The organism is Bryobacter aggregatus MPL3 (assembly GCF_000702445.1).
GTDB classification, from domain to species: domain Bacteria; phylum Acidobacteriota; class Terriglobia; order Bryobacterales; family Bryobacteraceae; genus Bryobacter; species Bryobacter aggregatus.
In genome coordinates this window covers 3545869-3570172 of the sequence record NZ_JNIF01000003.1, presented here as the reverse complement: position 1 = coordinate 3570172, position 24304 = coordinate 3545869, and the positions used below count along the sequence as shown (strand labels likewise).

Annotated in this window: 26 protein-coding genes; 13 read left to right on the top strand and 13 right to left on the bottom strand. The window is 57.5% G+C overall.

The genetic code is table 11. The annotated features are described in order from the left end of the window. The first annotated feature begins 8 nt into the window (after positions 1 to 8). From M017_RS0116540 to M017_RS0116515, 6 genes are all read left to right on the top strand, one after another. Positions 9 to 1439: a sialate O-acetylesterase gene (locus M017_RS0116540; RefSeq protein ID WP_051670278.1), complete on the top strand. Its 1431-nt coding sequence runs from the start codon at positions 9 to 11 to the stop codon at positions 1437 to 1439. Positions 1440 to 1450: 11 nt separating this feature from the next. Beyond that, a complete protein-coding gene (locus tag M017_RS0116535) occupies positions 1451 to 2341 on the top strand; it encodes a peptidylprolyl isomerase (protein WP_155121452.1) in 891 nt (296 codons plus the stop codon). Between the two features lie 110 nt (positions 2342 to 2451). Then, a complete protein-coding gene (locus M017_RS0116530) occupies positions 2452 to 2784 on the top strand; it encodes a hypothetical protein (protein WP_155121451.1) in 333 nt (110 codons plus the stop codon). 81 nt (positions 2785 to 2865) lie between these two features. After that, positions 2866 to 3351, top strand: coding sequence for a TlpA family protein disulfide reductase (locus tag M017_RS0116525; RefSeq protein ID WP_080508017.1), 486 nt, complete (start codon positions 2866 to 2868; stop codon positions 3349 to 3351). Beyond that, complete coding sequence (locus M017_RS0116520; RefSeq protein ID WP_162179957.1) at positions 3305 to 3769, top strand: protein-disulfide reductase DsbD domain-containing protein; 465 nt, start codon at positions 3305 to 3307, stop codon at positions 3767 to 3769. Before M017_RS0116525 ends, M017_RS0116520 begins: the two co-directional genes overlap by 47 nt. Continuing rightward, complete coding sequence (locus tag M017_RS0116515) at positions 3766 to 4575, top strand: glycosyltransferase family 9 protein (protein WP_031499236.1); 810 nt, start codon at positions 3766 to 3768, stop codon at positions 4573 to 4575. The genes M017_RS0116520 and M017_RS0116515 overlap by 4 nt, the downstream gene beginning before the upstream one ends. Here the strand turns inward: M017_RS0116515 and M017_RS26800 are convergent. The 3 genes from M017_RS26800 to gcvT are packed head-to-tail and all read right to left on the bottom strand — an operon-like array spanning position 4540 to position 7888. After that, a complete protein-coding gene (locus tag M017_RS26800) occupies positions 4540 to 6414 on the bottom strand; it encodes a glycosyltransferase family 39 protein (protein ID WP_035957845.1) in 1875 nt (624 codons plus the stop codon). The genes M017_RS0116515 and M017_RS26800 overlap by 36 nt on opposite strands. A 1-nt stretch (position 6415) precedes the next feature. Further along, positions 6416 to 6793 carry a glycine cleavage system protein GcvH gene (gcvH, locus tag M017_RS0116505; RefSeq protein WP_031499235.1) on the bottom strand — a complete coding sequence of 126 codons (378 nt, stop codon included), beginning with the start codon at positions 6791 to 6793 and terminating at the stop codon, positions 6416 to 6418. Positions 6794 to 6796: 3 nt separating this feature from the next. After that, positions 6797 to 7888 carry a glycine cleavage system aminomethyltransferase GcvT gene (gene gcvT, locus M017_RS0116500; RefSeq protein WP_031499234.1) on the bottom strand — a complete coding sequence of 364 codons (1092 nt, stop codon included), beginning with the start codon at positions 7886 to 7888 and terminating at the stop codon, positions 6797 to 6799. 36 nt (positions 7889 to 7924) lie between these two features. Between gcvT and M017_RS0116495 the strand changes: the two genes are divergently transcribed. Next, positions 7925 to 8245, top strand: coding sequence for an antibiotic biosynthesis monooxygenase family protein (locus M017_RS0116495; protein ID WP_031499233.1), 321 nt, complete (start codon positions 7925 to 7927; stop codon positions 8243 to 8245). Here M017_RS0116495 and M017_RS30755 read toward each other — a convergent pair. Genes M017_RS30755 through M017_RS0116480 form a run of 4 tightly spaced genes read right to left on the bottom strand, consistent with a single transcriptional unit; the run spans position 8242 to position 9516 of the window. Continuing rightward, on the bottom strand, positions 8242 to 8418 hold the full coding sequence (locus M017_RS30755; protein WP_162179956.1) for a type II toxin-antitoxin system PemK/MazF family toxin: 177 nt from the start codon (positions 8416 to 8418) through the stop codon (positions 8242 to 8244). The genes M017_RS0116495 and M017_RS30755 overlap by 4 nt on opposite strands. Further along, complete coding sequence (locus M017_RS29730; protein ID WP_162179789.1) at positions 8379 to 8555, bottom strand: ribbon-helix-helix domain-containing protein; 177 nt, start codon at positions 8553 to 8555, stop codon at positions 8379 to 8381. The genes M017_RS30755 and M017_RS29730 overlap by 40 nt, the downstream gene beginning before the upstream one ends. A gap of 42 nt (positions 8556 to 8597) precedes the next feature. After that, a complete protein-coding gene (locus M017_RS27840; RefSeq protein ID WP_155121450.1) occupies positions 8598 to 8966 on the bottom strand; it encodes a hypothetical protein in 369 nt (122 codons plus the stop codon). 31 nt (positions 8967 to 8997) lie between these two features. Next, positions 8998 to 9516, bottom strand: a complete 519-nt coding sequence (locus M017_RS0116480; protein WP_238325974.1) for a DNA-3-methyladenine glycosylase family protein — start codon at positions 9514 to 9516, stop codon at positions 8998 to 9000. A 78-nt stretch (positions 9517 to 9594) separates the two neighbouring features. Here M017_RS0116480 and M017_RS0116475 point away from each other — a divergent pair, with 78 nt between their 5' ends. From M017_RS0116475 to bla, 6 genes are read left to right on the top strand one after another with little or no spacing between them, the layout of a single operon-like run. Then, positions 9595 to 10530, top strand: a complete 936-nt coding sequence (locus tag M017_RS0116475; protein ID WP_051670271.1) for a VWA domain-containing protein — start codon at positions 9595 to 9597, stop codon at positions 10528 to 10530. A gap of 24 nt (positions 10531 to 10554) precedes the next feature. After that, positions 10555 to 11469, top strand: a complete 915-nt coding sequence (locus tag M017_RS0116470; protein WP_031499230.1) for a PfkB family carbohydrate kinase — start codon at positions 10555 to 10557, stop codon at positions 11467 to 11469. Then, positions 11438 to 12895: an ArnT family glycosyltransferase gene (locus tag M017_RS0116465; protein ID WP_238325925.1), complete on the top strand. Its 1458-nt coding sequence runs from the start codon at positions 11438 to 11440 to the stop codon at positions 12893 to 12895. The genes M017_RS0116470 and M017_RS0116465 overlap by 32 nt, the downstream gene beginning before the upstream one ends. Next, entirely contained in the window at positions 12892 to 13704 is an 813-nt protein-coding gene (gene dapF, locus M017_RS0116460) for a diaminopimelate epimerase (protein WP_031499228.1), read from the top strand. Before M017_RS0116465 ends, dapF begins: the two co-directional genes overlap by 4 nt. After that, positions 13701 to 14999, top strand: a complete 1299-nt coding sequence (locus M017_RS0116455; protein ID WP_031499227.1) for a nucleotide sugar dehydrogenase — start codon at positions 13701 to 13703, stop codon at positions 14997 to 14999. Before dapF ends, M017_RS0116455 begins: the two co-directional genes overlap by 4 nt. A gap of 9 nt (positions 15000 to 15008) precedes the next feature. Further along, positions 15009 to 15977 (top strand): class A beta-lactamase, encoded by a 969-nt coding sequence (bla, locus tag M017_RS0116450; RefSeq protein ID WP_035957842.1) that lies wholly within the window; start codon positions 15009 to 15011, stop codon positions 15975 to 15977. A gap of 68 nt (positions 15978 to 16045) precedes the next feature. Here the strand turns inward: bla and M017_RS26790 are convergent, their stop codons facing one another. From M017_RS26790 to M017_RS26785, 6 genes are all read right to left on the bottom strand, one after another. Further along, positions 16046 to 18061, bottom strand: coding sequence for an NHL repeat-containing protein (locus tag M017_RS26790; RefSeq protein ID WP_162179955.1), 2016 nt, complete (start codon positions 18059 to 18061; stop codon positions 16046 to 16048). 92 nt (positions 18062 to 18153) lie between these two features. Further along, entirely contained in the window at positions 18154 to 19107 is a 954-nt protein-coding gene (locus M017_RS28805) for a cytochrome P460 family protein (protein WP_080507861.1), read from the bottom strand. Between the two features lie 23 nt (positions 19108 to 19130). After that, positions 19131 to 20381: an alpha/beta hydrolase gene (locus M017_RS0116435; protein WP_031499223.1), complete on the bottom strand. Its 1251-nt coding sequence runs from the start codon at positions 20379 to 20381 to the stop codon at positions 19131 to 19133. 52 nt (positions 20382 to 20433) lie between these two features. Continuing rightward, positions 20434 to 20910, bottom strand: a complete 477-nt coding sequence (locus M017_RS0116430; RefSeq protein ID WP_031499222.1) for a c-type cytochrome — start codon at positions 20908 to 20910, stop codon at positions 20434 to 20436. Positions 20911 to 21028: 118 nt separating this feature from the next. After that, a complete protein-coding gene (locus M017_RS0116425) occupies positions 21029 to 23872 on the bottom strand; it encodes a TonB-dependent receptor (RefSeq protein ID WP_031499221.1) in 2844 nt (947 codons plus the stop codon). 21 nt (positions 23873 to 23893) lie between these two features. After that, positions 23894 to 24304 carry a gamma-glutamylcyclotransferase family protein gene (locus tag M017_RS26785; protein WP_035957841.1) on the bottom strand — a complete coding sequence of 137 codons (411 nt, stop codon included), beginning with the start codon at positions 24302 to 24304 and terminating at the stop codon, positions 23894 to 23896.

Here is a 24304-nt window from a genome sequence, read left to right as displayed (position 1 = left end):
TCGCCTCGATGCGAATTCTGAGCGTTTTCTGTCTCCTGACGGCCGCGGCCTGGGCCCAATCGATTTCTGTCGTGAAAGGGCCGGTGGACGATCAGGTCTACCAGCGCGGGGCGGACGGCAAGGTGGAGATCCCGATCGAGCTCAGCGTGAGCGGAGCGGACGGCAAGAATGTGTTCCTCAGCATCAAGCGCGGCCCCATCCCGCTGGCGGGATTTATCGCTCATGATCTCGGCAAAGTGGAGAACGGCAAAGTAAGCACAGTGGTGAAGGGCGTGCCCACCGGCGGGCCCTACCGCTTTGAGTTCCGCACCTCCCGGCTCGGCGCGGCGATGGCAGCACGGAGTGATATTCTTGTCGGCGACATCTGGCTCTTGGCCGGACAGTCGAACATGGAGGGCGTCGGCGATCTGATCGATGTCGAAAAGCCTTCAGACAAAGTGAACTCCTTCGACCAGCTCGACCATTGGGTCAACGCGAAGGAGCCGCTGCACGAACTCCCCGGCGCCGTCGACCGCGTCCATTGGCGTAAGAATGCGGCAGGCCAACCGGAACAGCTCACAGGCGCGGCGCTCGAGAAGTTCCGCGCAGAGCGCAAGAAAGGCGCGGGACTCGGATTGTCTTTTGCCATTGAATACGAGAAGCGCACAGGCATCCCAGTCGGCTTGCTGCCCTGTGCCCATGGCGGCACGTCAATGGCCCAATGGAGCCCGGAGTTGAAGTCCCAAGGCGGCGATTCGCTCTACGGTGCAACCCTTCGCCGCGTTGGGCTGGTGGGCGGCAAAGTGAAAGGAATCCTCTGGTACCAGGGCGAAAGCGATGCCAATGCGACCGCCTCTCCCGTCTTCCCCGAAAAGTTTCAGAAGCTCGTCGAAGCCTTCCGCCAGGATCTCGGCCAACCCGATCTCCCCTTCTACTCGGTCCAGATCGGACGCCATGTCAACGGCAGCAATGTCAGCTACTGGAACCTGATCCAGGAAGACCAGCGGCTCTCCGAGAAGATGATTCCGAACACAGTCGTCTTCTCCGCCGTCGATGCCGATCTCGACGATGGCATCCATGTCTCGACGCAAGATCACAAGCGTCTCGGCCGCGCGATGGGCGGCGTCGCGGCAGGCAAGCTCAAAAAGGGTCCGCACCCCGAGCAGATCAGTGTCGAAGGCGATACGGTTCGCGTGCGCTATAGCGAGGTGAACGGCAAGCTGGTGAGCAATGGCCGCATCGCGGGCTTCACGGCGCTGGACACGCGCGGCCAGGAAGTGCCGCTTTTCTATAAAGCCAGCTTTGACCCCAAGGACGGCAACAGCGTTTTACTCCACTTTCAAGGCAAGCTGCCGGACGGAGTATTGCTGAGCTATGGCCACGGCAAAGATCCGTACTGCAATCTGCGCGATGAAGCCGGGCTGGGCGCGCTGGTCTTTGGTCCTCTGCCCATACAGTAGACTTGAAGGAAGTGAAAAAATCCGTTCTACTCCTCGCATTGAGTGCGAGTTTTGCCTTCGCGCAGGATAAGCCTGTCGCCACCATCAATGGGAAACCCATCTCCGGGAAAGAACTCGAAGATTTCTCCAAAGGCCTGCCGCCGCAGTTCCAGCAGTTCTATGCGCAGGACAAAGAGGGCTTCCTCAAGCAGTATGCCGTGCTGATGAAGTTCTCGACGATTGCCGAAGCCAATAAGGTCGATCAGCAGACGCCGTATAAGCAACGCCTGGAGTTCACCCGGCTGCAGATTCTGGCACAGGCGCTGGTAGAAGACCATCGCAACAAGATTGCCGTCACCGACGAAGAACTGAAAGCGTTCTACGACAAGAACAAGGAAAATTACACCCAGGCAAAGCTCCAGGTGATCCTTGTCAATTTCTCGGATGCTCCGGCGAAAGAGGGCGAGAAGAAGAAGCTGACCGAGACGGAAGCCGAGACCAAGGCGAATGCGCTCGTCAAGCAACTGAAGGCCGGAGCGGACTTTAAGAAGCTAGTGGCCGAAAACTCGGACGATGTCGCGTCCAAAGCCAAAGGCGGCGAATTTGGAGTGATCCGGCGCAGCGATGACATTCCGGATGCGTTGAAGATGGCGATCTTTGCACTCAAGCAAGGCGAAGTCAGCGAGCCGGTCAAGCAGCCCAATGGCTTCTATATCTTCAAGGTCACCGAGTACACGGCGCAGCCCTTTGAAGAAGTAAAGTCTGTCATCAGCAGCCAGACGAAGGATCAGAAATTTCAGGAATGGCTCAAAGTAACGCAGGACACGGCGGACGTCAAAGTCATGGATCAGGCCTTCTTCGGAAAAACAGCAGCGCCCCCGGCTCCCGCAACGCCACCAGCAGCGGCCCCGAAAAAGCCCTAAGGATTTCTTTCGCACCCGAGTTGCGGGCCCATCGAGGCAAACTGGCCTCTGGCCCGGGCCTCGGAGAAGCGGTTTTCGCGGCGAGTTTTCTGACTCGCCGCGAAATTGTTTTGGACCTCAGCTTAGTGGACCATGCACCAGATCTGGTCGCAATTTTCGCTCACGAAGTTTATCATTTCGTCTGGCGTCGCCTGGGTCATCCCTTGCGCGCCGAATGGATGGAATTACTCAATACGGAGAAGCGTCCGAAGCACGCCGGGCTCTCGTCCGAACTTCGTTATGCCGAGTTTCTCGCCCGCAAAACCAAAGCCGCATGGAAGAATTATGGATGCGAAGCCTTCTGTGACACGGCGGCGGTACTCAGCCATACAGAAAAACCAATCTCTCTGCGGCGAAAGCAGTGGTTTCTGCGTCTAATAAAAGAAAGAAAGCTGCCGTTATAAAATTGGCAGAGGAGTTTGCTCATCTTGTTCTCCCCACATTGGAAACTCGCGGCCGCAACGGTGGCAGTGTCGCTTGGACTCATGTCCTGTTCAGGAACTTCCACTGCCGACGCCGCAAGCGTGCGTCCGAAGAAGGAACGGAAAGTGGCCCCCTCCTTCAAATTGAAGGATGCGGACGGCAAGATCGTGCAGCTCTCTGACTACAAGGGCAAGACCGTATTGCTGAACTACTGGGCCACCTGGTGCGGTCCCTGCAAAGTGGAGATTCCCTGGTTTGTCGAGTTTGAGCAGAAGTTTAAGGACAAGGGCTTTGCCGTGCTTGGCGTGGCCATGGACGAGGAAGGCTGGGAGGTAGTGAAGCCTTATATCACCGATAAGAAGGTGAACTACCGCGTTGTCGTTGGGGACGATTCCACAGCCCAGCTCTATGGCGGCGTCGATTCGTTGCCCACTACATTTCTCATTGACCGCGAAGGAAAGATCGCGGGCGTACATGTTGGATTGGTATCGAAGAGCGAATATGAAAAAGACATTCTTGCGCTGCTTGGCGCCCCTGCTGCTCAATAGCCTCTTTGCGCAAGGCATCAATCCGGTCTCGGTCGAACCGCCGCAGAAGATCGTGATCCAGCGCGGCCAGAGCGCAACGATCAAGCTGCAAGCCAAGATTGAGCCAGGCTATCACGTCAACTCGAATAAGCCGCACGAGGATTACCTGATCCCGTTGCGCATGACGCTGGCAAGCGATCCGCTCATCGTCGAGACCGTGAAGTACCCGGTGGGGCACGACGAAAAATATACCTTCTCTGAAAAGCCGTTGAACGTGCTGACGGGCAACTTTGAAGTGGCCCTCACCGTGAAGGCTCCAGCCAATCTCGAGCCGCAGATGCATGTCTTGCTTGGCAAGCTGCGCTATCAGGCCTGCAGCGATAAGGCGTGCCTCGCGCCGAAGACGCTCGAAGTCCGCATCACTGCCGACGTTCGGTGAGACGGCTCGCCATCCGTCCCGGTGGCATTGGGGATTCCATTCTCGGCTTCCCTGCCCTCCATCATTTGAAGCCCACTGCAGTTTGGGCCCGGGCGGAGGTGTTGCCGTTGTTGCCTTACGAAACTCTCAGCATTGAGACAAGCGGAATTGGACTGCTGGGTGTCGCCCAGCCGGCAGCCGGGTTGATCGAGCGGATCCAGAGCTTCGATGAAATCGTCACCTGGTATGGCAGCAATCGCGAGGAGTTCCGTGCGGCCCTTTCCGGAATGCACCCGCGAGTCCGCTACTGCGAAGCCCTGCCACCGGATGCCCGTCTCCATGCTGCCGATTTCTTCGCGGCGCAGGTAGGAGCTCCTGTCCCTGCCCTTCCCAAAATTGAAGTCCAGCCTCAGCCGCACCGGCTGGTCGTGATCCATCCCTTCAGCGGAAGTGCGAAGAAGAACTGGCTCCTCGAGAACTACCAGAAGCTGGCCCGCTGGCTGGAAGCCTCTGGCCGGGCTGTCATTTTCGTCGTGGCGCCTCATCAAGTACTGCCAGGAGCCAAGGTGGTTAGCAACCTCGCCGAGCTGGGCCGTTTTCTCGCGGGTGCGTCGCTCTACATTGGCAATGACTCGGGCATCACACATCTGGCGGCGGCTTGCGGAGCAAATGTACTGGCGCTGTTTGGCGCCTCCGAAACGCAGGTCTGGGCGCCACGCGGCGAGCGGGTCCAGGTGCTGGACCGAGGCGATCTCGACGCACTCCATGTCGAGTATGTCCTCGACGCCGCGCTAGCGAAGACCGGCTTCCTGCAGAATCACGCCTAGCTCGCGCGTGTCGCCAGGAGCCTGAAACACAGCGTCACACTCGATCGTAAGAATGCCATCGGCAATGCCAGTGGCAAGATCCTTGGCGGTCACCGTGTAGAGACCGGGCTGATCGAAAACCTGTTCCACTGCCAGCTTGCCGTTCCACTCGAGACGGATCTTGCGAGCCTTGGCGATATCAGGAATGTAGACAGTCGCCGAGAGGTCATTGGTCGCTTTCTGTGGCTGTAGGATCAGGCGAGCCTGTTGCCCAATCCAGCGGTAGCGCTGCTCTTCCAACTGATAGGCGCCGCTTAAGATATGACGCTCCGCATTGGGATCGCCCATCGTTATATAGGACAACGTAGGCTTCGACTCGATGACCCGCTCCAGACGCACGCGATCCACCGGCCCCCGATTGAAATCAAAAGGCAGCACACCAGCAGAGACCGTCGAGTAGCCACTGTGCGAGTTGAGCCCGATCAGCCGGAAGGGCAAAGTTGGAATGATGTCCTGCTTCGCTAGATTGACGAGTTGTCCACCGCCCACCGTGAAAGGAATCGGGTATCCCAGCTCCGAAGTCAGAATCAAGTCCCCCGGACGAATCGCCTGCCCTTGCGCAAGCGGCAACGCCCCCAGGGACTCGGCATAGAATCGCAGCCCCCACTCCCCGTTCACCCACACCCGCTGGCTACGAATCTCCGAAGCGTGCGCCGCAACAAAATCGCGATAGCCGGCCCAATGCTGGTAGTTGCTCCAGGCAAGACAAAAGCCAAGGATCAGATTCGCAACCAGTCCGCCATAGAGCCAGGAGGGGCGGTCTTCGAGTTTCGCCACGGTCATCAGGACAATCGGCGCCGCCATCGGCAGCAGATAGCGTGCCGAGCCGGCAAAGAAGAGCACAAGCGAGCCCGCAAAGAAAAGCTGCGGCCACCAGCCATACTTGCGAGTCTCCTGGGTGAGCAGGCCAATCGAGGCCGCCACGCCCATTACATACAGGGGGTTCGGCGCCACCACAACCCAGAGCAGCGCGGCGCACATCCAGAGACTGCGGAAGGCGAGGATCGGAAGTAAGGGAAACACCATCCAGCCAAGATGGCCGGAGAGACCTTCAGCGTTGCGAATTTTGGCCGAGAGTTGCTGGAGACCGTATTCCTTGAAATATCCCGCAGTCACCTGCAGGGGCGGAGCAGCTCCTCCTGAGGCCTCCACAATGTTGTACAGCCCAAGGACAATCGCGGGAGCAAGCGCGGCGCAATAGGCGCCAAACCAGATCGGGCGTTTTCTGCCAGTCAGGAACCAGAGAATCGGGATCGCAAAAACACTCTGGTAGGCGGCCAGGCCGGCCAGCGAGAGCGGAAGGATCGAGAGCAGTAACCAACGGCTGCTCTTGCGTTCGAGCGCCTCATAAAAAAAGGCGATGCCCAACATCCAGAACGCAAGAAACGGGATGTCGCTCTCCAAGGAATTGCCATTGACGAAAAAGGCTGGAACCACCGCAAAGAGAGCGCACGCCAACAGCGGCCGGGCCGTAAAGCGCCGGGCCAGCAGATACATTCCGATCAAAGCGAAATAAGAAAAAATCGCATACGCCGCATGGAAGGGAATCTCCTTCACCTCGCCTACGGCGGCAAGCAATCCCGCCAGAATCCAGGCGTTCAGCGGAGGATGGGGGTGGCCACGCATGTCCACCATGCGGCCCTGAAAGAGATAGCGGGCGTGGTGGGGATGCCCAGGATCGGTCTGCGCATACTGCGCGCCTTCAAGGTAATAAATGTCATCGCCCTGGATCGGCTGCGTAAGAAAGGGCGCACGCAGCGCGATCACGAGGGCGAGAAGAATTAGGAGGTCACGAAGCACATCAGGCGCCGACGTATTTTTTATAATCCGCCGCGCTCATCAGACCTGGAATCTCACTCAGGTCCTTTAGCTTCACCTTCACCAGCCAGGCGTCGCCGTGGGGATCGGAATTTAGCTTTTCGGGCGCAGTGGAAAGGCTTTCATTGATCGCGATGATCTCACCGCTGACGGGAGAATAGATGTCGCTCACGGCCTTCACGCTCTCGACGCTCCCGAAGGTGGTGTGCTGGGCAATCGCGGTTCCGACCTTGGGCAGGTCAACATATACGATGTCGCCGAGTTCGCTCTGCGCATGGTCGGTAATCCCGATGGTGCCCGTGTCTCCGTCGACGAGGACCCATTCGTGTTCTTTGGTGTAGGAGTAATTCTCTGGATACATGCGCTATTTGGCTCTCTTGTAGAAAGGTGTGGGGACGGTCACTGCTTCCACGCCAACTCCGCGGATGATGACGTTGATCTTCTGACCGGGTACTGCATGGGCAATGGGCAGGTAGCAGAGCCCGATATTCTTACCGAGTGTCGGGGCGGGGCCGCCGCTGGTGACCCAGCCGGCCTTCTCGCCGTCGATCTCAATTTCATAGCCGTCACGGCCAATGCCGCGGCCAACCATCTCAAAACCAACAAGTTTGCGGTGGATGCCAGCCGCTTTCTGCTTCTCGAGCGCACGCTTGCCAATGAAGTTCGGCTTGTCCATCTTCACCATCCAAGCGAGATCGGCTTCAAAGGGCGAAAGTGTGGCATCGATCTCGTGGCCATAGAGCGCCATCTTCGCCTCAAGGCGAAGTGTATTGCGCGCGCCAAGACCACAGGGTTGCGCCCCAAGACTACAGACAGCATCCCAAACAGTGGATGCATCTTCAGGACTCACATAGACCTCAAAGCCGTCTTCACCGGTGTAGCCGGTACGAGCGATGCGGGCTGGAACACCAGCAAATTCCCCGTCCGTAAACCAGTAATAACGAATCGGCTCAAGTAGGGTCGTGGTGAGGCGCTGGCAGAGTTCGACGGCCTTCGGGCCCTGAATGGCGATCTGCGCGTAGCGGGCTCCGGCGTTCTCCACCGTCGCCTGGAAGTGATCTTCCGCGGCGATGTGGTCGAAGTCCTTCTCCTGATTCGAAGCATTGACGCAGATGAAGTACTCGTCGTCCGATACCTTATGGACGAGAATATCGTCGACAAAGCCGCCATGTTCATAGAGCAGAGCGCTGTATTGCACCTGGCCGGTCTTGAGCTTGGAGGCATCGTTCGTTGCGATCCAGTTCACGAGATCAAGAGCCTGTGGACCACGAATCACCAGCTCTCCCATGTGGCTGACGTCAAAAACGCCGACGCCCGTACGGACCGCCCGGTGCTCGTCAAGGATGCCCTTATACTGCACAGGCATGTCCCATCCGCCAAAATCCACCATCTTTGCCCCAAGCCGGCGATGGGTCGCGTTGAGGGGGGTTGTCAGCAAGGCCGCGCTATCGCTCATTTGTTCCTGGAATCCTCAATCTAGCAAACTTAGGGTATGACACTTTCGCCAATTTTTGAGCCTCCGTATTATGCCGTCATCTTCACCAGTCTGCGTCATGAGGGCGATCACGGCTACGGCGCGATGGCAGAGGAGATGGAGAAGCTGGGAAGCGCACAACCGGGCTATCTGGGGATCGATTCCGCCCGCAGCGAAGTGGGCATCACGGTCTCCTATTGGCAAAACCTCGCAGACATCCATGCCTGGAAGGCGCAGCTCGAACACCAACAGGCCCAGCGTCTGGGGAAAGAACAGTGGTATGCAAGCTATACCGTGCGCGTGGCGAAGGTCGAGTATAACTATGAGTTCGGCCGCTAGTCACAGCCGAGCACGAAGCGGAGGGCGGAGCAAAGCTTGCCTTCCACTTCAGGCGAAAGGCGTCCCAACCGTTTCCCTAATCGATCTTTCGGGACGGTTAAGATGTGATGCAAGTTGATCGCGCAGGGCCCTTTCATGCCATCGAGTTCATCCAGAAAAACTTCAGACCCCACAGACCGGACCGTCGAGGTAATCGGTGCAGCCGGAGCGCATCCCGGATCAGGGCAGAGCGGTGCATGTGATGCTTCTTGGCAGCCTGATCCGCCTCCTGCAGCAGCTCAAGCTCGAGCACCACTTGGATTGTCTGCATTTACCCACAGCATGACACACAGTAAACTGTGGACTAAAGTCGCTATTTCTTCACAGCGGCGGGCGCAGCCGGCATCATTTTGTCGGCCTTCATCTTTTTCGCCATTGGTTCCTTGGCGGCGCGATAGCCTGCTTTTTGAGCATCGGCTTCACTCATGAACTGCCCACTCTTGGTGTGGCCATAGAATTCACCCTCTTTGTGATAGACACCGGTTCCGAGATTGACCCAGACCATGCCTTTCGACTTGGCATCGGCAATCTGTTCCGGAGTCTGTGCTGGAGTGGCGGCCGGTTTCACTTTCTTTGCCGCGGCGGCAGGCGCAGTGGGGGTAGCGGGCGTGGTTGCCTGGAAAGCGAAGATCGCCGTGCTCAAGAGCAAAGCGCTAACTAGAGTAAGTGTGATTTTCCGCATTTGATTCTAAGTTAGCAATCAAATACGAACATTACTTCATCTCCAGACTGCGCCACAGATACCAGGACGCCAGGCTCCGGTAAGGCTTCCACCTCTCAGCAAGTGCTTCGTAGTCCGGATGCTTGGCCTTCGCATCAATTCCGTAGAGGCGCTGCATGCCCGTGCGTACCCCGAGATCGAGCACCGGAAAGACATCGGGACGCTGGAGCGCAAACATCAGAAACATCTGGACGGTCCAGACTCCGATTCCCTTCACCTGCGTGAGTTCGGCGATGACCTCTTCGTCGCTCATCTTCTTATGGCGCCCAAAGCGGACCAGCCCCGTGGCAGTCTTCTCAGCCAAGTCGCGAATATAGCGAGCCTTCTGGCCGGACAGTCCGGCGGCGCGCATCCGCTCCTCTTCTACGGCAAGCACTGCATGGGGATTGAGAGTGCGTACCCCACACGAATCCTGAAAGCGTCTGAAAATGGTAGCAGCAGCCTTCCCGCTGAGCTGTTGATACACTATGGCCCTCGCCAGAGCGTGGAAGGTTGGCGCATGATAGGTCATCGCGCAGGGTCCAACTTTCGCGATGAGAGCCTTTAGAATCGGATCGTTACGACGCAAGTGCCGGAGAACTTCTTCCATATGAATACCCATGATAAATTTTCGCGACGTGCCTGGATCGGAGGGCTGGCTGGCGCGCCCTTACTCTTGGCGCAGGACCCGGTCATCCGCGTGGATGTTCAATTGGTGAACATTACCTATACAGTCAGAAACAAGCAGGGTGGCCTGGTGGGCAACCTCACCAAGGATGATTTCACCGTTGTCGAAGATGGCAAGCCGCAAGAGATCAGCCGCTTCCAGCGCGATACCGATCTCCCTCTCACCATCGGACTGCTGGTGGACATCTCGGGCTCGATGTACAACGTGATCGAAACCGGCAAGCGTGCGGCCAACGAGTTCTTTCGAAAAGTATTGAGAGAGAAAGATCTCGCCTTTGTGATTTCCTTTGGTTCCGAGTTGGACCTGGTCCAGGATCTGACCTCGTCGAAAAGCCTGCTCGAGCGTGGACTCAGCGACCTGCGGGGACAACGGCCCACCCGCGTTATGACTCAGGGCCCCATTCCAACCACCGCCCGCGGCACCCGCATGTTCGATGCGGTCTATCTGGCAGCGGATGAAAAGTTGAAGACCGAGGCCGGCCGGAAATTGATCGTCCTCCTGACCGATGGCGCCGATCAGGGCAGCTTCTACAAACCGGCCGATGCATTGAAACAATCCCATCTCTCCGACGCCGTCATCTACAGCTTCTTCTACTACGAACCCATGTATGGCAGCGACGAGGGGGCGCTGAAGAAGCTCTCTGGAGACACTGGCGGCCGGGTTTTCGACGTCACGCGGCGCGGCGGCCTCGATAAGGCGTTTGAACAGTTGCAGGAAGAGATGCGCAGCCAATATTCCATTGCCTACAGCCCGACGAATCCGAAGAGAGACGGCGGCTTCCGGCGCGTGGAAGTGAAGACCAAGGACGGTAGTCTGAAAGTACAGGCCCGGCGCGGCTACTACGCGACAGAGGCCTGAAAGGCGCTCGGCTACAATTGATTGATGTCCTTAGTCGTTGTGGGCTCCGTCGCATATGACGGAGTCGAAACTCCTCATGGCAAGATCGACCGAATGCTCGGCGGCGCTTGCACCTATATTGCCCTTTCGGCGAGCTATTTCACGCATTCCAAGATCGTCGCCGTCGTTGGCGAAGACTTTGCGCAGGAGGATCGGGACCTGCTGGCAGAACGCGGAATCGATCTCAGCGGCCTCGAGGTAGCAGAAGGGAAAACCTTCTTTTGGCAGGGCGTCTACTCGGCGGACATGAACGATCGCGAAACACTGCGAACCGACCTCAACGTCTTTGCGACCTTCCAGCCCAAGCTGCCCGAGAGCTACAAAACCCAACCCTATCTCTTCCTCGGCAACATCCAGCCCGCGCTCCAGAAGCAAGTCTTCGAACAGATGTCCAAGCTGCGCTTCTGCGGCGGCGACACGATGAACTTCTGGATCAATGACTTCCGGGACGAGTTGCTCGCCACCATCGCGGATTGGAACTTCCTGCTCATCAACGACTCGGAAGCAAGACTGCTTTCCGGCGAATCGAATCTGCGCAAGGCAGCAGCGAAGATCATGGCGATGGGCCCCAAGAACCTGGTGATCAAGCGAGGCGAGTACGGCGCAATGCTGTTCCGTCCGAACAGCTTGTTTGTCGCTCCGGGCTATTTGCTGGATAGCGTTTTTGATCCCACCGGTGCAGGCGATTGCTTTGCCGGCGGCTTTACCGGTTATCTGGCAGAACGCGGATTTGATCTGCAAGGCGACATCGACCCTCATGAATTGCACCGCGCCGTCATCTACGGCAGTGTGATGGGTAGCTTCTGCTGCGAACAATTTGGCGTCGAACGATTCCGGACGCTGACGCGCAAGGAAATCGATGGTCGTTTTGAAGAGTTCCAGAAGTTCACTGCGTTCTAACCTTGTCTGCGCGGCTGTACTGGCCTTGCTGGGCGCGTTGAGTGTTGCCTGGGTCCAGCACCAGGGCAGCGCACTTTTCTATGGAGACGCCGCCGCGCATTTGAACATTGCGCGGCGTTTGTTTGATGGGGGCAATCCCGGCTACCAACAGATCGGCACGGTCTGGCTTCCCCTCCCGCATGTCGTGATGATGCCCTTCGCAATGGTTGATTCCTGGTGGCAAAGCGGCTTAGCTGGCGCGATTCCATCGGCGATCGCCTGGGTGCTGGCCGGAACCCTCCTCTTTGCCTTGCTGCAAAGGCTCTTCGGCAATGCTGGAGCCATCGCCGGAACCGGAGTCTTTGCACTACAGCCGAATCTCTTGTATCTGGCAGGCTGCCCGATGACCGAGCCCTACTTCCTGGCCGGCTCGATTGGCATGCTGCTCTTTAGCGTCCGCGCCGTCGAACGTTCGAGTTCTCTCGATGCGGCAATCGCAGGACTCTGCGGCATTGCCGCCACCATGACACGCTACGAAGGCTGGTTCCTCTTACCCTTCGTCTCCCTCTATCTGTTGCTGCGTGGAGGGCCACGTGTCGCACTCGTCTATTCGCTTGTTGCTGGATTGGGACCGGGCTATTGGCTCGCTCACAACTGGATTTTCTACTCAGACCCACTTGAGTTTTATCGCGGCCTGGGCTCAGCGAAGCAGATTCAAAATGGCTTGCCCTACCCCGGAGCACATGAATGGTGGCCCGCCATCTGGCAGTTCACCGTCGCCAGCAAGATGGTGCTGGGCTGGCCACTGCTCTTAATGAGTCTGGCAGGAGCCTTGTGGACACGGGCAGCCTGGCCCTTGTTCTATTGCGCGCTCGCACCGCTCTACTATGTCGTCAACTTGCACGGCGGCGATAGTCCCATCTATGTGCCGGAGATCTATCCATTCAGCCACTACAACAGCCGCTACGCACTGGCGGGTCTGCCTCTTTGCGCGCTGCTGGTAGCAGGATTGGCCGCCCGCTGGCCACGATTGAAGTTTGTCCTGCCGGTACTGGCCTTAGCCTGGTTCACAGTGCGGCCCGTGGTGGTGGCAGACGAAGGGCGGGTCAATTCCGAACAAAGACGCGCCTGGACCAGCCAGGTGGCCACACTGCTGCGCACCCAATACCAGCGCGGCACGGGCATCTGGATGCCCTTCGGAGATCTGACCGCCACCTTGCCTGAAGCCGGACTGCCAATTGCCGAAAGCATCCACCAGGGCGACAAGATTCGCTACGAAAGGCTGACCGTCCGCCCCGATCTCTTCCTCGATACGGCCTGGGTCATCGACCTGCGGGGAGACGAGGTTTCTCTCGCCATGCAACGGATGGATGGGTATGCACTCGTGAAAGTAATATCCTTGAAGTACTCGCCTGTCATTGAAGTCTGGCGGCGTGTTTCGCGATGAATATCCCCTTTACGAAAGCGCATGGCGCTCAAAACGATTTCCTCTTTAGCTGGGTAGACGACCTCCCACTGGTGGAAAGCTTGAATCTGCTGGCACTCTCCATTTGCCACCGGAATACAGGTATCGGCGCCGATGGCTGGTATCTGGTCTCGCCAGGGGAAGAAGGCTGCGACATTCGGGTTCGTTTGTTCAATGCCGATGGCGGAGAAACGGAAATGTCTGGCAATGGCACTCGTTGTGCTGCAGCCTGGGCGTTAGCGAATGGCAAGGCTAAAGGGCCCGAAGTCAAAATCCTGACCGGCTCCGGACCGAAGACCGTCACCTTGCTCAAGCGTGACGGGGAGCGCTTCCTGTTCCGCATGGCGATGGGCCTGCCACAGGTGGTTGAAGACGAACTGGAGTCCTCGATCGACTTAAAAACGGGCAAGCGCGACTGCTCCATCGTCTGGGTGGGCAATCCGCAATGTGTCCTGTTTGTCCACGATTTCAATTTCGACTGGCAATCGATGGGTGCCGAAATTGAAACACACCCCCGCTTCCCGCAGCGAACCAACGTCAGCTTTGTGAAGGTGATCGACCAGCACAATATCGACGTACGCTTCTTTGAGCGGGGCGTCGGGGTGACCAACTCCTCGGGGACTGGATCAACCGGCGCCATGGTGGCAAGCGTATTGCGGGGCCTTGCGCAAAGTCCGGTATCGGTACATACCCCCGCGGGGATCCTACACCTTTTGTGGGAAGACACGATCTATTTAACGGGGCCCGCGGAACTGACTGCGACGGGCCAATTTGTATTCCGGGAACAATGAAAAATCTACTTCTTGAAAAACTGAACGCGAAGACCGCGCGTGTAGGTGTGGTGGGTCTGGGCTATGTCGGGTTGCCGTTGGCTGTCGAGTTCGCTCACGCCGGATTCCATGTCACGGGCCTCGACATTGATGAACGAAAAACAGCGAAATTGAACGCGGGCGAATCCTACATCCAGGACATCCCAAGCTCGGTGCTGAAGCCGCTGGTCGAGTCTGGAAAGCTGGATGCAACCACCGACTTTTCTGCGATTCGCGATCTCGACACCATCAATATTTGCGTGCCCACTCCTCTTTCGAAGGCGAAGGACCCGGACATGACCTTCGTCAATTCTGCCGTGGAATCGATCGCGCAGAACTTTGGCAAAGGCAAGCTGGTGATCCTCGAATCCACCACCTATCCAGGAACGACAGAAGAACTGGTCTTGCCCAAGCTCCAGCAGCATGGCCTGAAGGTGGGCGAAGACTTCTTCCTCTGCTTCTCCCCGGAACGCGTGGATCCCGGCAACAAGCAGTTTCAAACCCGGAACATCCCCAAGGTGGTAGGCGGCCACACCGCGAATTGTACAGAAGTGGGCGCAGCGTTCTATGGGCAGGCTCTGGACAAGGTGGTGCCGGTCAGTGGCACGCAGGTCGCAGAGATGGTGAAGTTACTTGAGAACACCTTCCGCATGATCAACATTGGAATGGTGAATGAGTTGGCGATCATGTGCGGGCGCATGGGAATCAACGTCTGGGAAGTGATCGATGCGGCAGCAACGAAGCCATTTGGCTTCATGCCCTTTTATCCCGGGCCTGGCCTCGGCGGCCATTGCATTCCGATCGATCCGTTCTACTTGAGCTGGAAGTCGAAGCAGAGCGGCATCGAAGCACGCTTCATTGAGCTGGCAGGCTACATCAATGGGCAAATGCCGCACTTTGTAGTGGACAAGATCCAGAATGCGCTGAACGATCACGCCAAGCCGGTCAAGAACTCAAAGGTTCACATTCTGGGGATGGCCTATAAGAAGGACATCGACGATGTACGGGAGTCGCCGGGCTTGGATATCATGCACCTGCTGATGCAGCGCGGGGCGAAAGTATCTTATAGCGATCCGTTCATCTCGAACCTGCGCATTGAGGACCATCGCCTCGAGAGCCAGGACATGCTGCCCTCCTGCGAAGCAGCCGATTGCGTGGTGATTGTCACCGATCACTCACAGGTGGATTATGCCGCAGTCATTGAGAAATCCAAGCTGATTGTCGACACCCGCAATGCGTTGAAGAAATATCAGGACCCGAAGATCGTCGCCCTCTAAACTCTGTTTATGAGATTTTCGCTTCACTTTGCCTTTGCGGCAAGTTGTCTGGCGGGCCAACTGGATGTCGCCACGCTACAGACAAAACTGGATGGATTGGGGAAGAGTATCGATGGCCGGGTGGGCATCTGCGTTCGTGATGCCGATACCACCACCTGCGTTCGGGGCGCCGAAAGATTCTCGCTCCAAAGCGTCATGAAACTGGTGGTCGGAATCGCGGTATTGGATGCTGTGGACCATCGCGGCTGGAAGCTGGAAGATCCGGTCCTGGTGCGAAAACAGGATCTGAGCTTGTTTGTGCAGCCGATCTCGAAGCTGGTGGGCGAGTCGGGTTACCAAACAACGGTGGGTGATCTGGTCCGCCGGGCGATTGTCGATAGCGACAGCGCCGCCGTCGATATTCTGATCGCCAAGCTGGGCGGCATCGAGAAGGTGCAGGCCTTCCTCAACCGCAAGAAAATTGCACAAGTCCGGCTGGATAGAGACGAGCGGCACTTGCAGACTCAGATTGGCGGCATCGACTGGCGTCCGGAGTTTGTCGATGCGGCAGTGCTCGACCAGGCATTCAAAGCCGTGCCGGAAGACCGTCAGGCTGCGGCCTATACGAAGTACCAGAAAGATCCGCGCGATACGGCGACCCCGCTGGGGATGACGCAATTGCTGCAGGATTTGGCGCTCGGCAAACTTGTTTCCAAGTCTTCGACCGCCTTTCTCATGCGCGTGATGGAAGAGACGGTGACCTTCCCCGACCGTCTGAAGGCTGGCTTGGCGCCGGGTTGGAAGTTGGGCCATAAGACCGGCTCGAGCAGCAGTTGGAAGGGGCTGACCGTCGCCACCAACGACGTCGGTGTGATGACCGCGCCCGATGGCCGGCAGATCTCGGTGGTCGTGTTTGTGGCCGATTCCCGGGCCACGCTGAAGGAGAAGGCGGTAGTGATGTCCGGAGTATCACGCGCCGTTTGCGAATCGTACCGCTAAACGCGCTCCATGAAAAGAGCCGCTCCAGCCTAGGCTGAGCGGCTCTTTTCATTTGCAGAGATGGATCCTTACTGGGAAGGAGGAATGATCTTGCGAACCCGCTGATTTCCCGTGTCCGAGATGTAGAGATTGCCTGCCGCGTCGAAGGAGAGACCACGTGGGTAGTAGAGATTCGCCGTGAAGGGGTCACCTCCGTCGCCGCCATAGCTCGGAATGCCGTTTCCGGCAATGGTCGAAATCTTGCCATCTGTTGCAACCTTGCGCACGCGATGGTTACTGGAGTCTGCGATGTAGACATTGCCTGCCGCATCCACCGCAACGCCGAAGGGAAAGCGGAGTTTCGCGGCATTCGCCTTACCGCCATCGCCACTAAAACCAGCCTTGCCACTCATCCCCGCAAAGGTGGAAACCGTGCCATCGGCCGCCAGCTTCTGGATGCGGTGATTGTAGAGGTCTGCGATGTACAGGTTGCCTGCGGCATCCACCGCGACATCCTCGGGAGAATTCAGGGAACCGGCTGGAAGTGTCGAAATCGTGCCGTCCGGACGAATGCGGCGGACTGCATTATTGCCCGAATCCGCGATGTAGATGTTGCCGCTCGCATCAATGGCCAAACCCACCGGGCTGCTGAGCTGAGCGCTGCTTGCCGCGCCGCCATCACCGCCGTTGCCAGCCGTACCGGTGCCTGCAATCGAGGAGATCGTGCCCCCCGGAGTGATGCGCCGGATGCGGTGATTGCCGGAATCGGCAATGTAGAGATTGCCATTCGCATCAAAGACCGTCGCGCTGGGATTCACCAACTGTGCGCCGGTGGAAGCAGAGCCATCGCCACCAAAACCCGGAGTTCCATTTCCAGCCAGACTGGAGATCGCCTGCCCCGTATCCACACGGCGGATGCGATGGTTGCCATAGTCCGAAATATAAAGGTTGCCTGCAGCATCGGTTGCCGTACTCCAGGGACTATTCAGCTGAGCGCTTGTCGCCAGTGCGCCATCGCCGCCATAGCTGATCGCACCATTGCCGGCTACCGTCGAAATGGTGCCACTGGAGACCACCTTGCGGACGCGGCCATTGTAGAGGTCCGCAATGTAGAGATTGCCCCCTGCGTCCACCACAGCCGCGTTGGGGAAATTGAGAGAGGCAGAGGTCGCAGAGGAGCCATCGCCCTTGAAGTCTGCCGTTCCGTTGCCTGCCACCGTGCTGATCTTGCCGCCGGAGCCGGTTGCGATCTTACGCACCCGCTGGTTGTAGGCATCGACGACATAGAGGTTGCTGCTCGAATCGATTGCAATGCTGGTGGGCCCTGCAAAGCGGCCGTTCGCGGCCACCTCGCCATCCCCCGCAAAGCCGGAGCCAGCCCCGGAGATCGTGGTGATGACATTGCCTGCGACTTTCCGAATGCGCACATTTCCGTAGTCCGCAATATAGATCGTTCCGTCCTTATCTACGGCCACTCCGTGAGGACTGTTGATCTGTGCCTCAAGCGGATCGCCACCGTCACCGGAGAAACCAGCCCAGCCATATCCAACCACCGTCTGAATCACGCCATCGGTTGTGACTTTGCGAATCACGTGACTACCGGTTTCAGCGATGTACACGTTCCCATCTTTGTCGACAGTGACGCCGCGCGGCGTGCGCATCTGAGCGTCTTTCGCCTGGCCGCCATCTCCCGCGTAGAAGTGTCCCCCATTGCCCGCAAAAGTATTGATGACACCGGCCGGACTGATGATGCGGATGCGGTCATTGCCGTAGTCGGCAACATAAACATTGCCTGCAGCGTCGACGGCGATGCCGTAGGGAGTGCGCAATTGCGCGTCTACCGCAGGGCCGCCATCCCCACTAAAACCGGCAACGCCAGAACCCGCAATGCGGATGAGATTGCCCGACGGCTCCATCTTAAACACGCGGCTCTGTGCGGTGAAGAAGACATTGCCAGCCGTATCGGTGGCAACACCTTGAACCAGATTGAAGGCTACATTGAGAGCCGGAACATTGTTACCGGGTCCACCGCCAGCAACGGTCGTGATGGTTTGCGCCACAAGTGCAGCGGTGAGTAAGAAATATAGTGCGATTCGATTGATCAAAATACAGCTCCCTGGCGCAACGACGCCCCTGTAGTCCACTCGACGAGCAAGTTGACACTTTCGTTGCAACAATCTACGAGTCTACCATCGGCCTAGTTGAGCAATTTGAGCCGGTTCGCGGCGGCATCGGTGACAGCCTTTCGCAAAACAGCATTCAACATCGGGTCCGATTCCGCCAACTGCAAGCTGCGCGAAGTGGCCGTTTTCGCGGCGGCAAGCTTACCGGCAATCCGATAGGCGTCTGCCAGATCATTCTGCACGAGCGCCGAACCGGGGTACTGCCGGGAGGACCATTCCAGAAGATTCACACCGGTCGCCGTCTTCCCTGCTTGCGTCAGCCGCGACCCGAGCACGCTCAATGTCGCCAGCGAGATCGAATTGGCCTGTGGAGTCTGGCTGGCCAGCTTGTCGAGCGCGGCTTCAATCTGCGGCCACGGAGCCGTTCTGACCAGCGCCTCGAGTTGGGTCAGATTCAGGGGCAGCGGAGCAAAGCCCGGCTTCACGGTACCTTGGTGCTGAGCCACTTCATAGAGCGTGGGATAGAACTGCACAAAGGTGTTTTCCACCGCGGTGTGCTCCGTGTGGCATTGGTAGCAATCAGCGCTGCGAGGGATGGCTTTCGCCACCGCGGAGGGCTTCCCATCCTGGATTGGAAAGTTGTAGAAGGTCCATTCGCCGTTCGGAGATGAGGGATCTTTGACATTCATCTCGATGCCCACCAGATCCGTTTGAAAGTTGCCACCCCTGTTAATGGAACCGCTCCGCTCCGAGTTTCGAATCTCGAGCACGAACTGAGTCTTCGCCGGCCATTTCCCAGACTCGAGAAAGGCGCGGTAAGACTCCGGATTGACATAGACGTTATCGAACATCGGAGGACGTCCAACATTGAACTCCGCCACCGGGCCATAGGTCATGCCGAGTCCGGAGCCGAGAAACACCCATTCGCGATAGCGCGCCGGGAACTTGAGTTCGCCGGAAGCAGAGTACTCCAGATCGGAGGCGGTGATTGAGATAACAGCAAGGCTGAGCAGGGTAAGGAGCCGCATGGATGTTCTTCAGTATCGCCTAGCTACCAGGCCTCACGATTGGTAATGCTCACCCGGAACAGCGGCTTGACGCGCTCGGACTCCTCCATCTCATAGCGCTGCTGCGTGTTGGACGCCTGATAGTCGCGCCAGAGCCAGGCCAGCGATTCGGGGAGATCCAAAGCGCCTTGCGCAATCGCATGGATGCTGGTGCCAAAGCGGAAGTGGAAATCGTAGCCCTTCAGTTTGAGACCGTTCGCCAGTTCGATGTTATTCAGCGGCCAACTGCCAGACTGGTTTTCAATATCGTTCGAGCCGTCCGACATCCAGACCCGGAGGTTCTTCCGAGGCTCACGACGCACCTTGTGCGAAACGATATAGCCACCGTCTTCGTTTTTCTCCGGATGCCACTGGATGCCGCTATAACTGCCAATGTGGGACAGCACGCGACTGAACTGCTCCGGGAAATACCAGGCGGCGTTGAAGGCGCAGATCGCACCGGACGAAGCACCCGCAATAGCACGCGAATAGGCGTCGGCACGGAGCTTGTAAGTCTTTTCAACTTCAGGAAGAATCTCCTCCAGCAAGTACTTGCCGTAGACATTGGACACCGTATCGTATTGGGTACTGCGCAGAGCTTTGCTCCCCACAGTCCCTGGTGCGATGAGGATGTGGACCATGGGCGGGATGAGCTTTTTATGAACTAAGTTGTCCGAAACAAGCTGCAGCCGGAGACGCAACAAATCCACATCACCAGCGATCGTTTCGCCATCCTGCCAGACCGTCACCGGAGAGGGCTTGTCCGGATCGACACCAGCGTTGGCATAGATCCAATAGTTGGCGGTCATTCCCGGATAGATGCGGCTCGTATGCGTGTGCATCGCCGAGAGCTTCCCCTGGGGCGTCCCTGGGATGGGATAGGAATCAGGGTTGTAACCAGCCACTTCATAGGCGCCAAGGCTACGGCCATTGGCAGTGTACGTGTAGCTATGAGTGGCGCCGAGACGAAGAGTCGCGAGCTTGTACCAGAAATTTGAAGTTCCGGCACGCCGCATGGGAGTTGGAGGCTGGTTGTTGATAGAGACCATGGCAGCCTCGGGAGATTCGACGGCAAACAGAAAATCCTGTCCCCAAACCACAGCGCCATCGCGACCTTTCATTCCAGGGAGCCCACGCGCCAGGAGCGATCCGAGTTCAGGAGAGTTCTCGCGAGCCGCTGCAATGAGTTGTTCGATCGGATGCGTTTGCGCGGGGAGGAAAAAGGCTCCGGCAAGGAGGAGGGCAAGACGAGTCATCGGGAGGTAGAGTATCAGAGACGAACACACAGATCGCCGGAAGCCCCACCCATTAGCGGGTGAGTGCACTCACGACGGCGTTCGTGTTCCTCGTCAGTGGCTGCTTCCCTGCCTTTGCTCCGTTCACTTGCAGCACGTATGCCGTGAGATTCACGGCGGTCTCGGGATCCTTGTCATCAGGCGGGAAAACATGGACGGCCTCTTGAAAGCGCGCGATCAGTTGGGCCGCAGTACTCGCACCCCAGTGATCGAGGAAGACTTTGCCTGCGAGTGGAGAAACAAAGCCACGAGGTCCGATGAACTTTTGATAGGCGGGGGATAAGGAACTGCGGAGAGGCACTTCTCCCGCCTCGCCCTTGCGCCCCAGCAAGGTCGGAGTATGGCATTGACCGCAAGTCTTTTCGTAGGCAGCGCGTCCTGCCTCTGCCTGAGCCGAAGTGAAGGCAGCAGGCGGCGCAGGTTCCTGGCCTGCAAGAAGGAAGAGTCCAGATCCAACAGCAGCAGCAAGCAGAGTCACTTTGTAGTTCACGAAGGCACCTTGAGATAGCTCTGATTATAATGAGCGCGGCAGACCGCTCTACAAGAGCAAATGAAAATGCCCCTCTCCCGGATCAGGAAAGGGGCACTCGGAGTGAGGCTGCTGCGATTTAGAAGTTGAACTTAAAACCAAGCTGAATGAGACGCTGGTCGATCGCAGAAGTCCAAGCATAGGTCGGGGGAGCGGTGATGACACCAGCCACATTCACAGTGGCTGTCGTATTCACGCCCGTCACGTTCGTGTGATTGAACAGGTTTGTCGACTCGGCGAAGAACTCCGCCTTGTAACGCTCCTTGATCGGGAAGATCCGCGAGTAACGGATATCAAGCTGATAGGTGGCCGGACCACGATAGGTATTCCGGCCAATGAAAAGGGGCCGCTGGAAGGCGCCACCCGTTGACTGGTCGTTGTTCAGAATCAGGTTTGAGCCGATGTTGAAGATGTCACCTGAAATAGCCGTAATCGTATAGCCCAGGCGATTGTTCTTCAACAGGTACTGGAGAAACTTGCTATCGGTATCGAAGACTGGCTGATAAACGCCGCTCGCCTGCAGGCTGTGGCGGCGATCGGTCAGAGAGTTCCCTTTGTCACGGCGGCGATTCGAGAGATCGCTCAGCAGGAAGGCGCCCGAATCGATATTGTTCTGCTCCGGCGCATCGTCGATGGCGTGGGACCAAGTATAGCTGGCAAAGGCTTCAAAGCCAGCGCCAAAGCGGCGATTCAGCGTCAGGGTTCCACCGGAATAGGTCGACTGGCCAACGCTTTCCACACTCATGATGTTGTTGAAGCGAGGATCGATGCGCACACCCGCAGTCGAGATCCAGATCGGGCGGCCATCCGCAAGGGTGTTCCCGCTTGGGAGGAGATTGATGTTCCGGTAAATCGGCAAACGATTGCCACGAGTAAACAGGTAGGTGGCCGTGATCGCAGTCTTGGCGGTGATCTGTCGGGTAAGACTCAAATTGAAGTTTGAAGAGTAGAGGCTCGCAAAGTCCGGTGAGATCGTATCGATGGATTGGATCGGCAGATTGAAGCCTGTCGGAATGCTGGTGAGGATGCTCGGAAAGCTTGGCGTCACAGCCGGGCTCGTCACGTTAAAGAAAATAGGCGAACCGTTGTTGAGGAGCGCGCGACGGTACACGTCCGTCTGCGGAGGATCGAAAAAGATTCCAGCACTGGCGCGGAAAACTGTCTTCTGATCTTTGCCCAAGGCCCAGGCCAAACCAACACGGGGCGCAAAGTTGTTGCGATCGATACGGAACTTTTGCGAGGGTGCAAACGGGGACTGTCCGTTCGCACTCGGAATCGAATAGGTGTCATAGCGCAGGCCATAGGTCAGCGTAATGTTGGGGCGCGGCTTGTAGCTGTCCTGCGCGTAGAATCCGTAGAAGAACGAGTTGTACTTGATGCTCGGCTCACCGATCGTCTGCTGGAAATTCTGATAGCCGGTGGGGGTGATCCCATTCTTGGTGTCCAGATAGCTTTGGATGTTGGCAAAGGTGTAGCGTGCAAAGGTGGCCTGCACCTGCTGGTCCCGGATGTGGCGGCCGGAGAAGCCGAATTTATAGCTGTGCTTGCCGGAGTTGATACTCAGGTTGTCATTGTATTCGGGCGTCATCTCGGTGTAATCAAAACCCGTTCCCTCCGAGCGGCCAAACTGCACCAGCCCGGTGATGTTGATCGAGGGACCCGTTCCCGTGGCTTCAAAGGCCTGCTGCTGTTGGCTGCGCCAGGGAGTTTGGAAACGAGCTTCGTTGACGATATTCGGGGACAGCGTAGAGATCAACTGCACATAGCCGACATTGCTGCGGTCCACAAAGTTGTAGGTGCGGCTCACCACCGTGATGCCGCCACCGCTGTTGTAGGGCGATGTATTCCGATGGCCGTTGAAGCGAACGACCAAGCGGTTACTGTCATTGATCTGATAGTCCACCTTCGCCATGAAGAACTGGACATTCTGCTTGAACGGAATCGGGTCGGCAAAGCTCGCAGGAAGGCCCACCTGAGCCAGAATCGTCGGGCTCACCGTGACCACCGAAGGAAGGTCGCGCTTCACCTTTTCATAAGCTCCATAAAAGAAGAGCTTGTCCTTAATAATGCGCCCGCCCCCATTGCCGTAGAACGAATCGACGTTAATGAGCGGCTTGGGCGTCCCCTCGCGCTGGAGAGCCGGCGTCGCATTGAAATCTGTCCGGCGGAAAATATAGGCGCCCTCTCCATGAAAGTCGTTGGTGCCGCTGCGGGTAATCGTATTGAACACCGTACCCACCGTGTTGCCGAATTCCGGAGCGAAGGCATTCGAAACCGACTGCACTTCCTCCACAAAGGTGTTGGAAATCGGAATCAACCGGATGCCGGCACGGTCGCTCTGCACATTGTTTGCTCCATCGAGCTGGTAGTTGATCCTGCCCGTAAAGCCATTTGCATTGATCTTACGCGGAACGCCAAACTCAGTATTAGGGCGTCCCGTCACATTCGGCTGGTAAAAGATAAAGTTGTAGGGGTTCCGGCTCACTAGCGGCAGGTTCTGTACCTGCAGATTGCTCAGCGTGCTCCCGATGTCCGTACGCCCCGGTTCGGTGACCGGCCCGGAGGACGAAACAACGATCTCGGTTGCCGCACTGGCCAGTCCCAGATCGATGTTGATGGTTGCCGTAGTGCCGGCGTTCAGAATAATTCCGGTCTGCTTCACCGTGTTAAATCCGCTCGAAGAAGCGATCACCTCGTATTCCCCACGAGGCAGCACGGAGAAACGGAAATAGCCATCGCCGTTTGTTTTGACTTCCCGCTCCAAGCCCGTGCGCAGATTGTGCGCTTTCACGTCGGCGTTGGTAACGGCAGCCCCAGCGGGGTCGCGAACAATGCCTTCGATTTGTCCATCAATTGCAGCAGCCTGGGGAAACGCAACACTCGCCACCAGGAAAAATAAGGGCAGAAAGACCCGATTGCTCATGCCCCATTATGGCGCAGTCTTTCAATCTCTACAAATCCAATCGCCATTAGGGATTATCCTGCGGTGCTCAGCCGGCCACTGGAACAGATAGGTCCAGCACCACACGCGCACGCCATCTTCATCGGTAGCCGTACAAACGATGCGGCAATACTCGTGCGGCTCTGGATCGTCGGGATGACATCCTTCATAACGATCTAGTTCTTCGAGTACCGCAGGGTCGTCCGGAAGCTCCCAAAGCTCCCCGCGCACCCGCTGGAGCGGGCTCGTAGCCGGCAGCAAGCCTGGATACTCACCGAGATCGACAAGCCGTCCCGCCAGATTTGCTTGTCCGCGATGCTTGGCCACCTTCCGCAGCCACTGCGCTTTCGGATTCCCGCTATTGCTGCGCAAAGTGCCATACACAAAGAGGTGACGAACAGTGTCTCCCCGCAT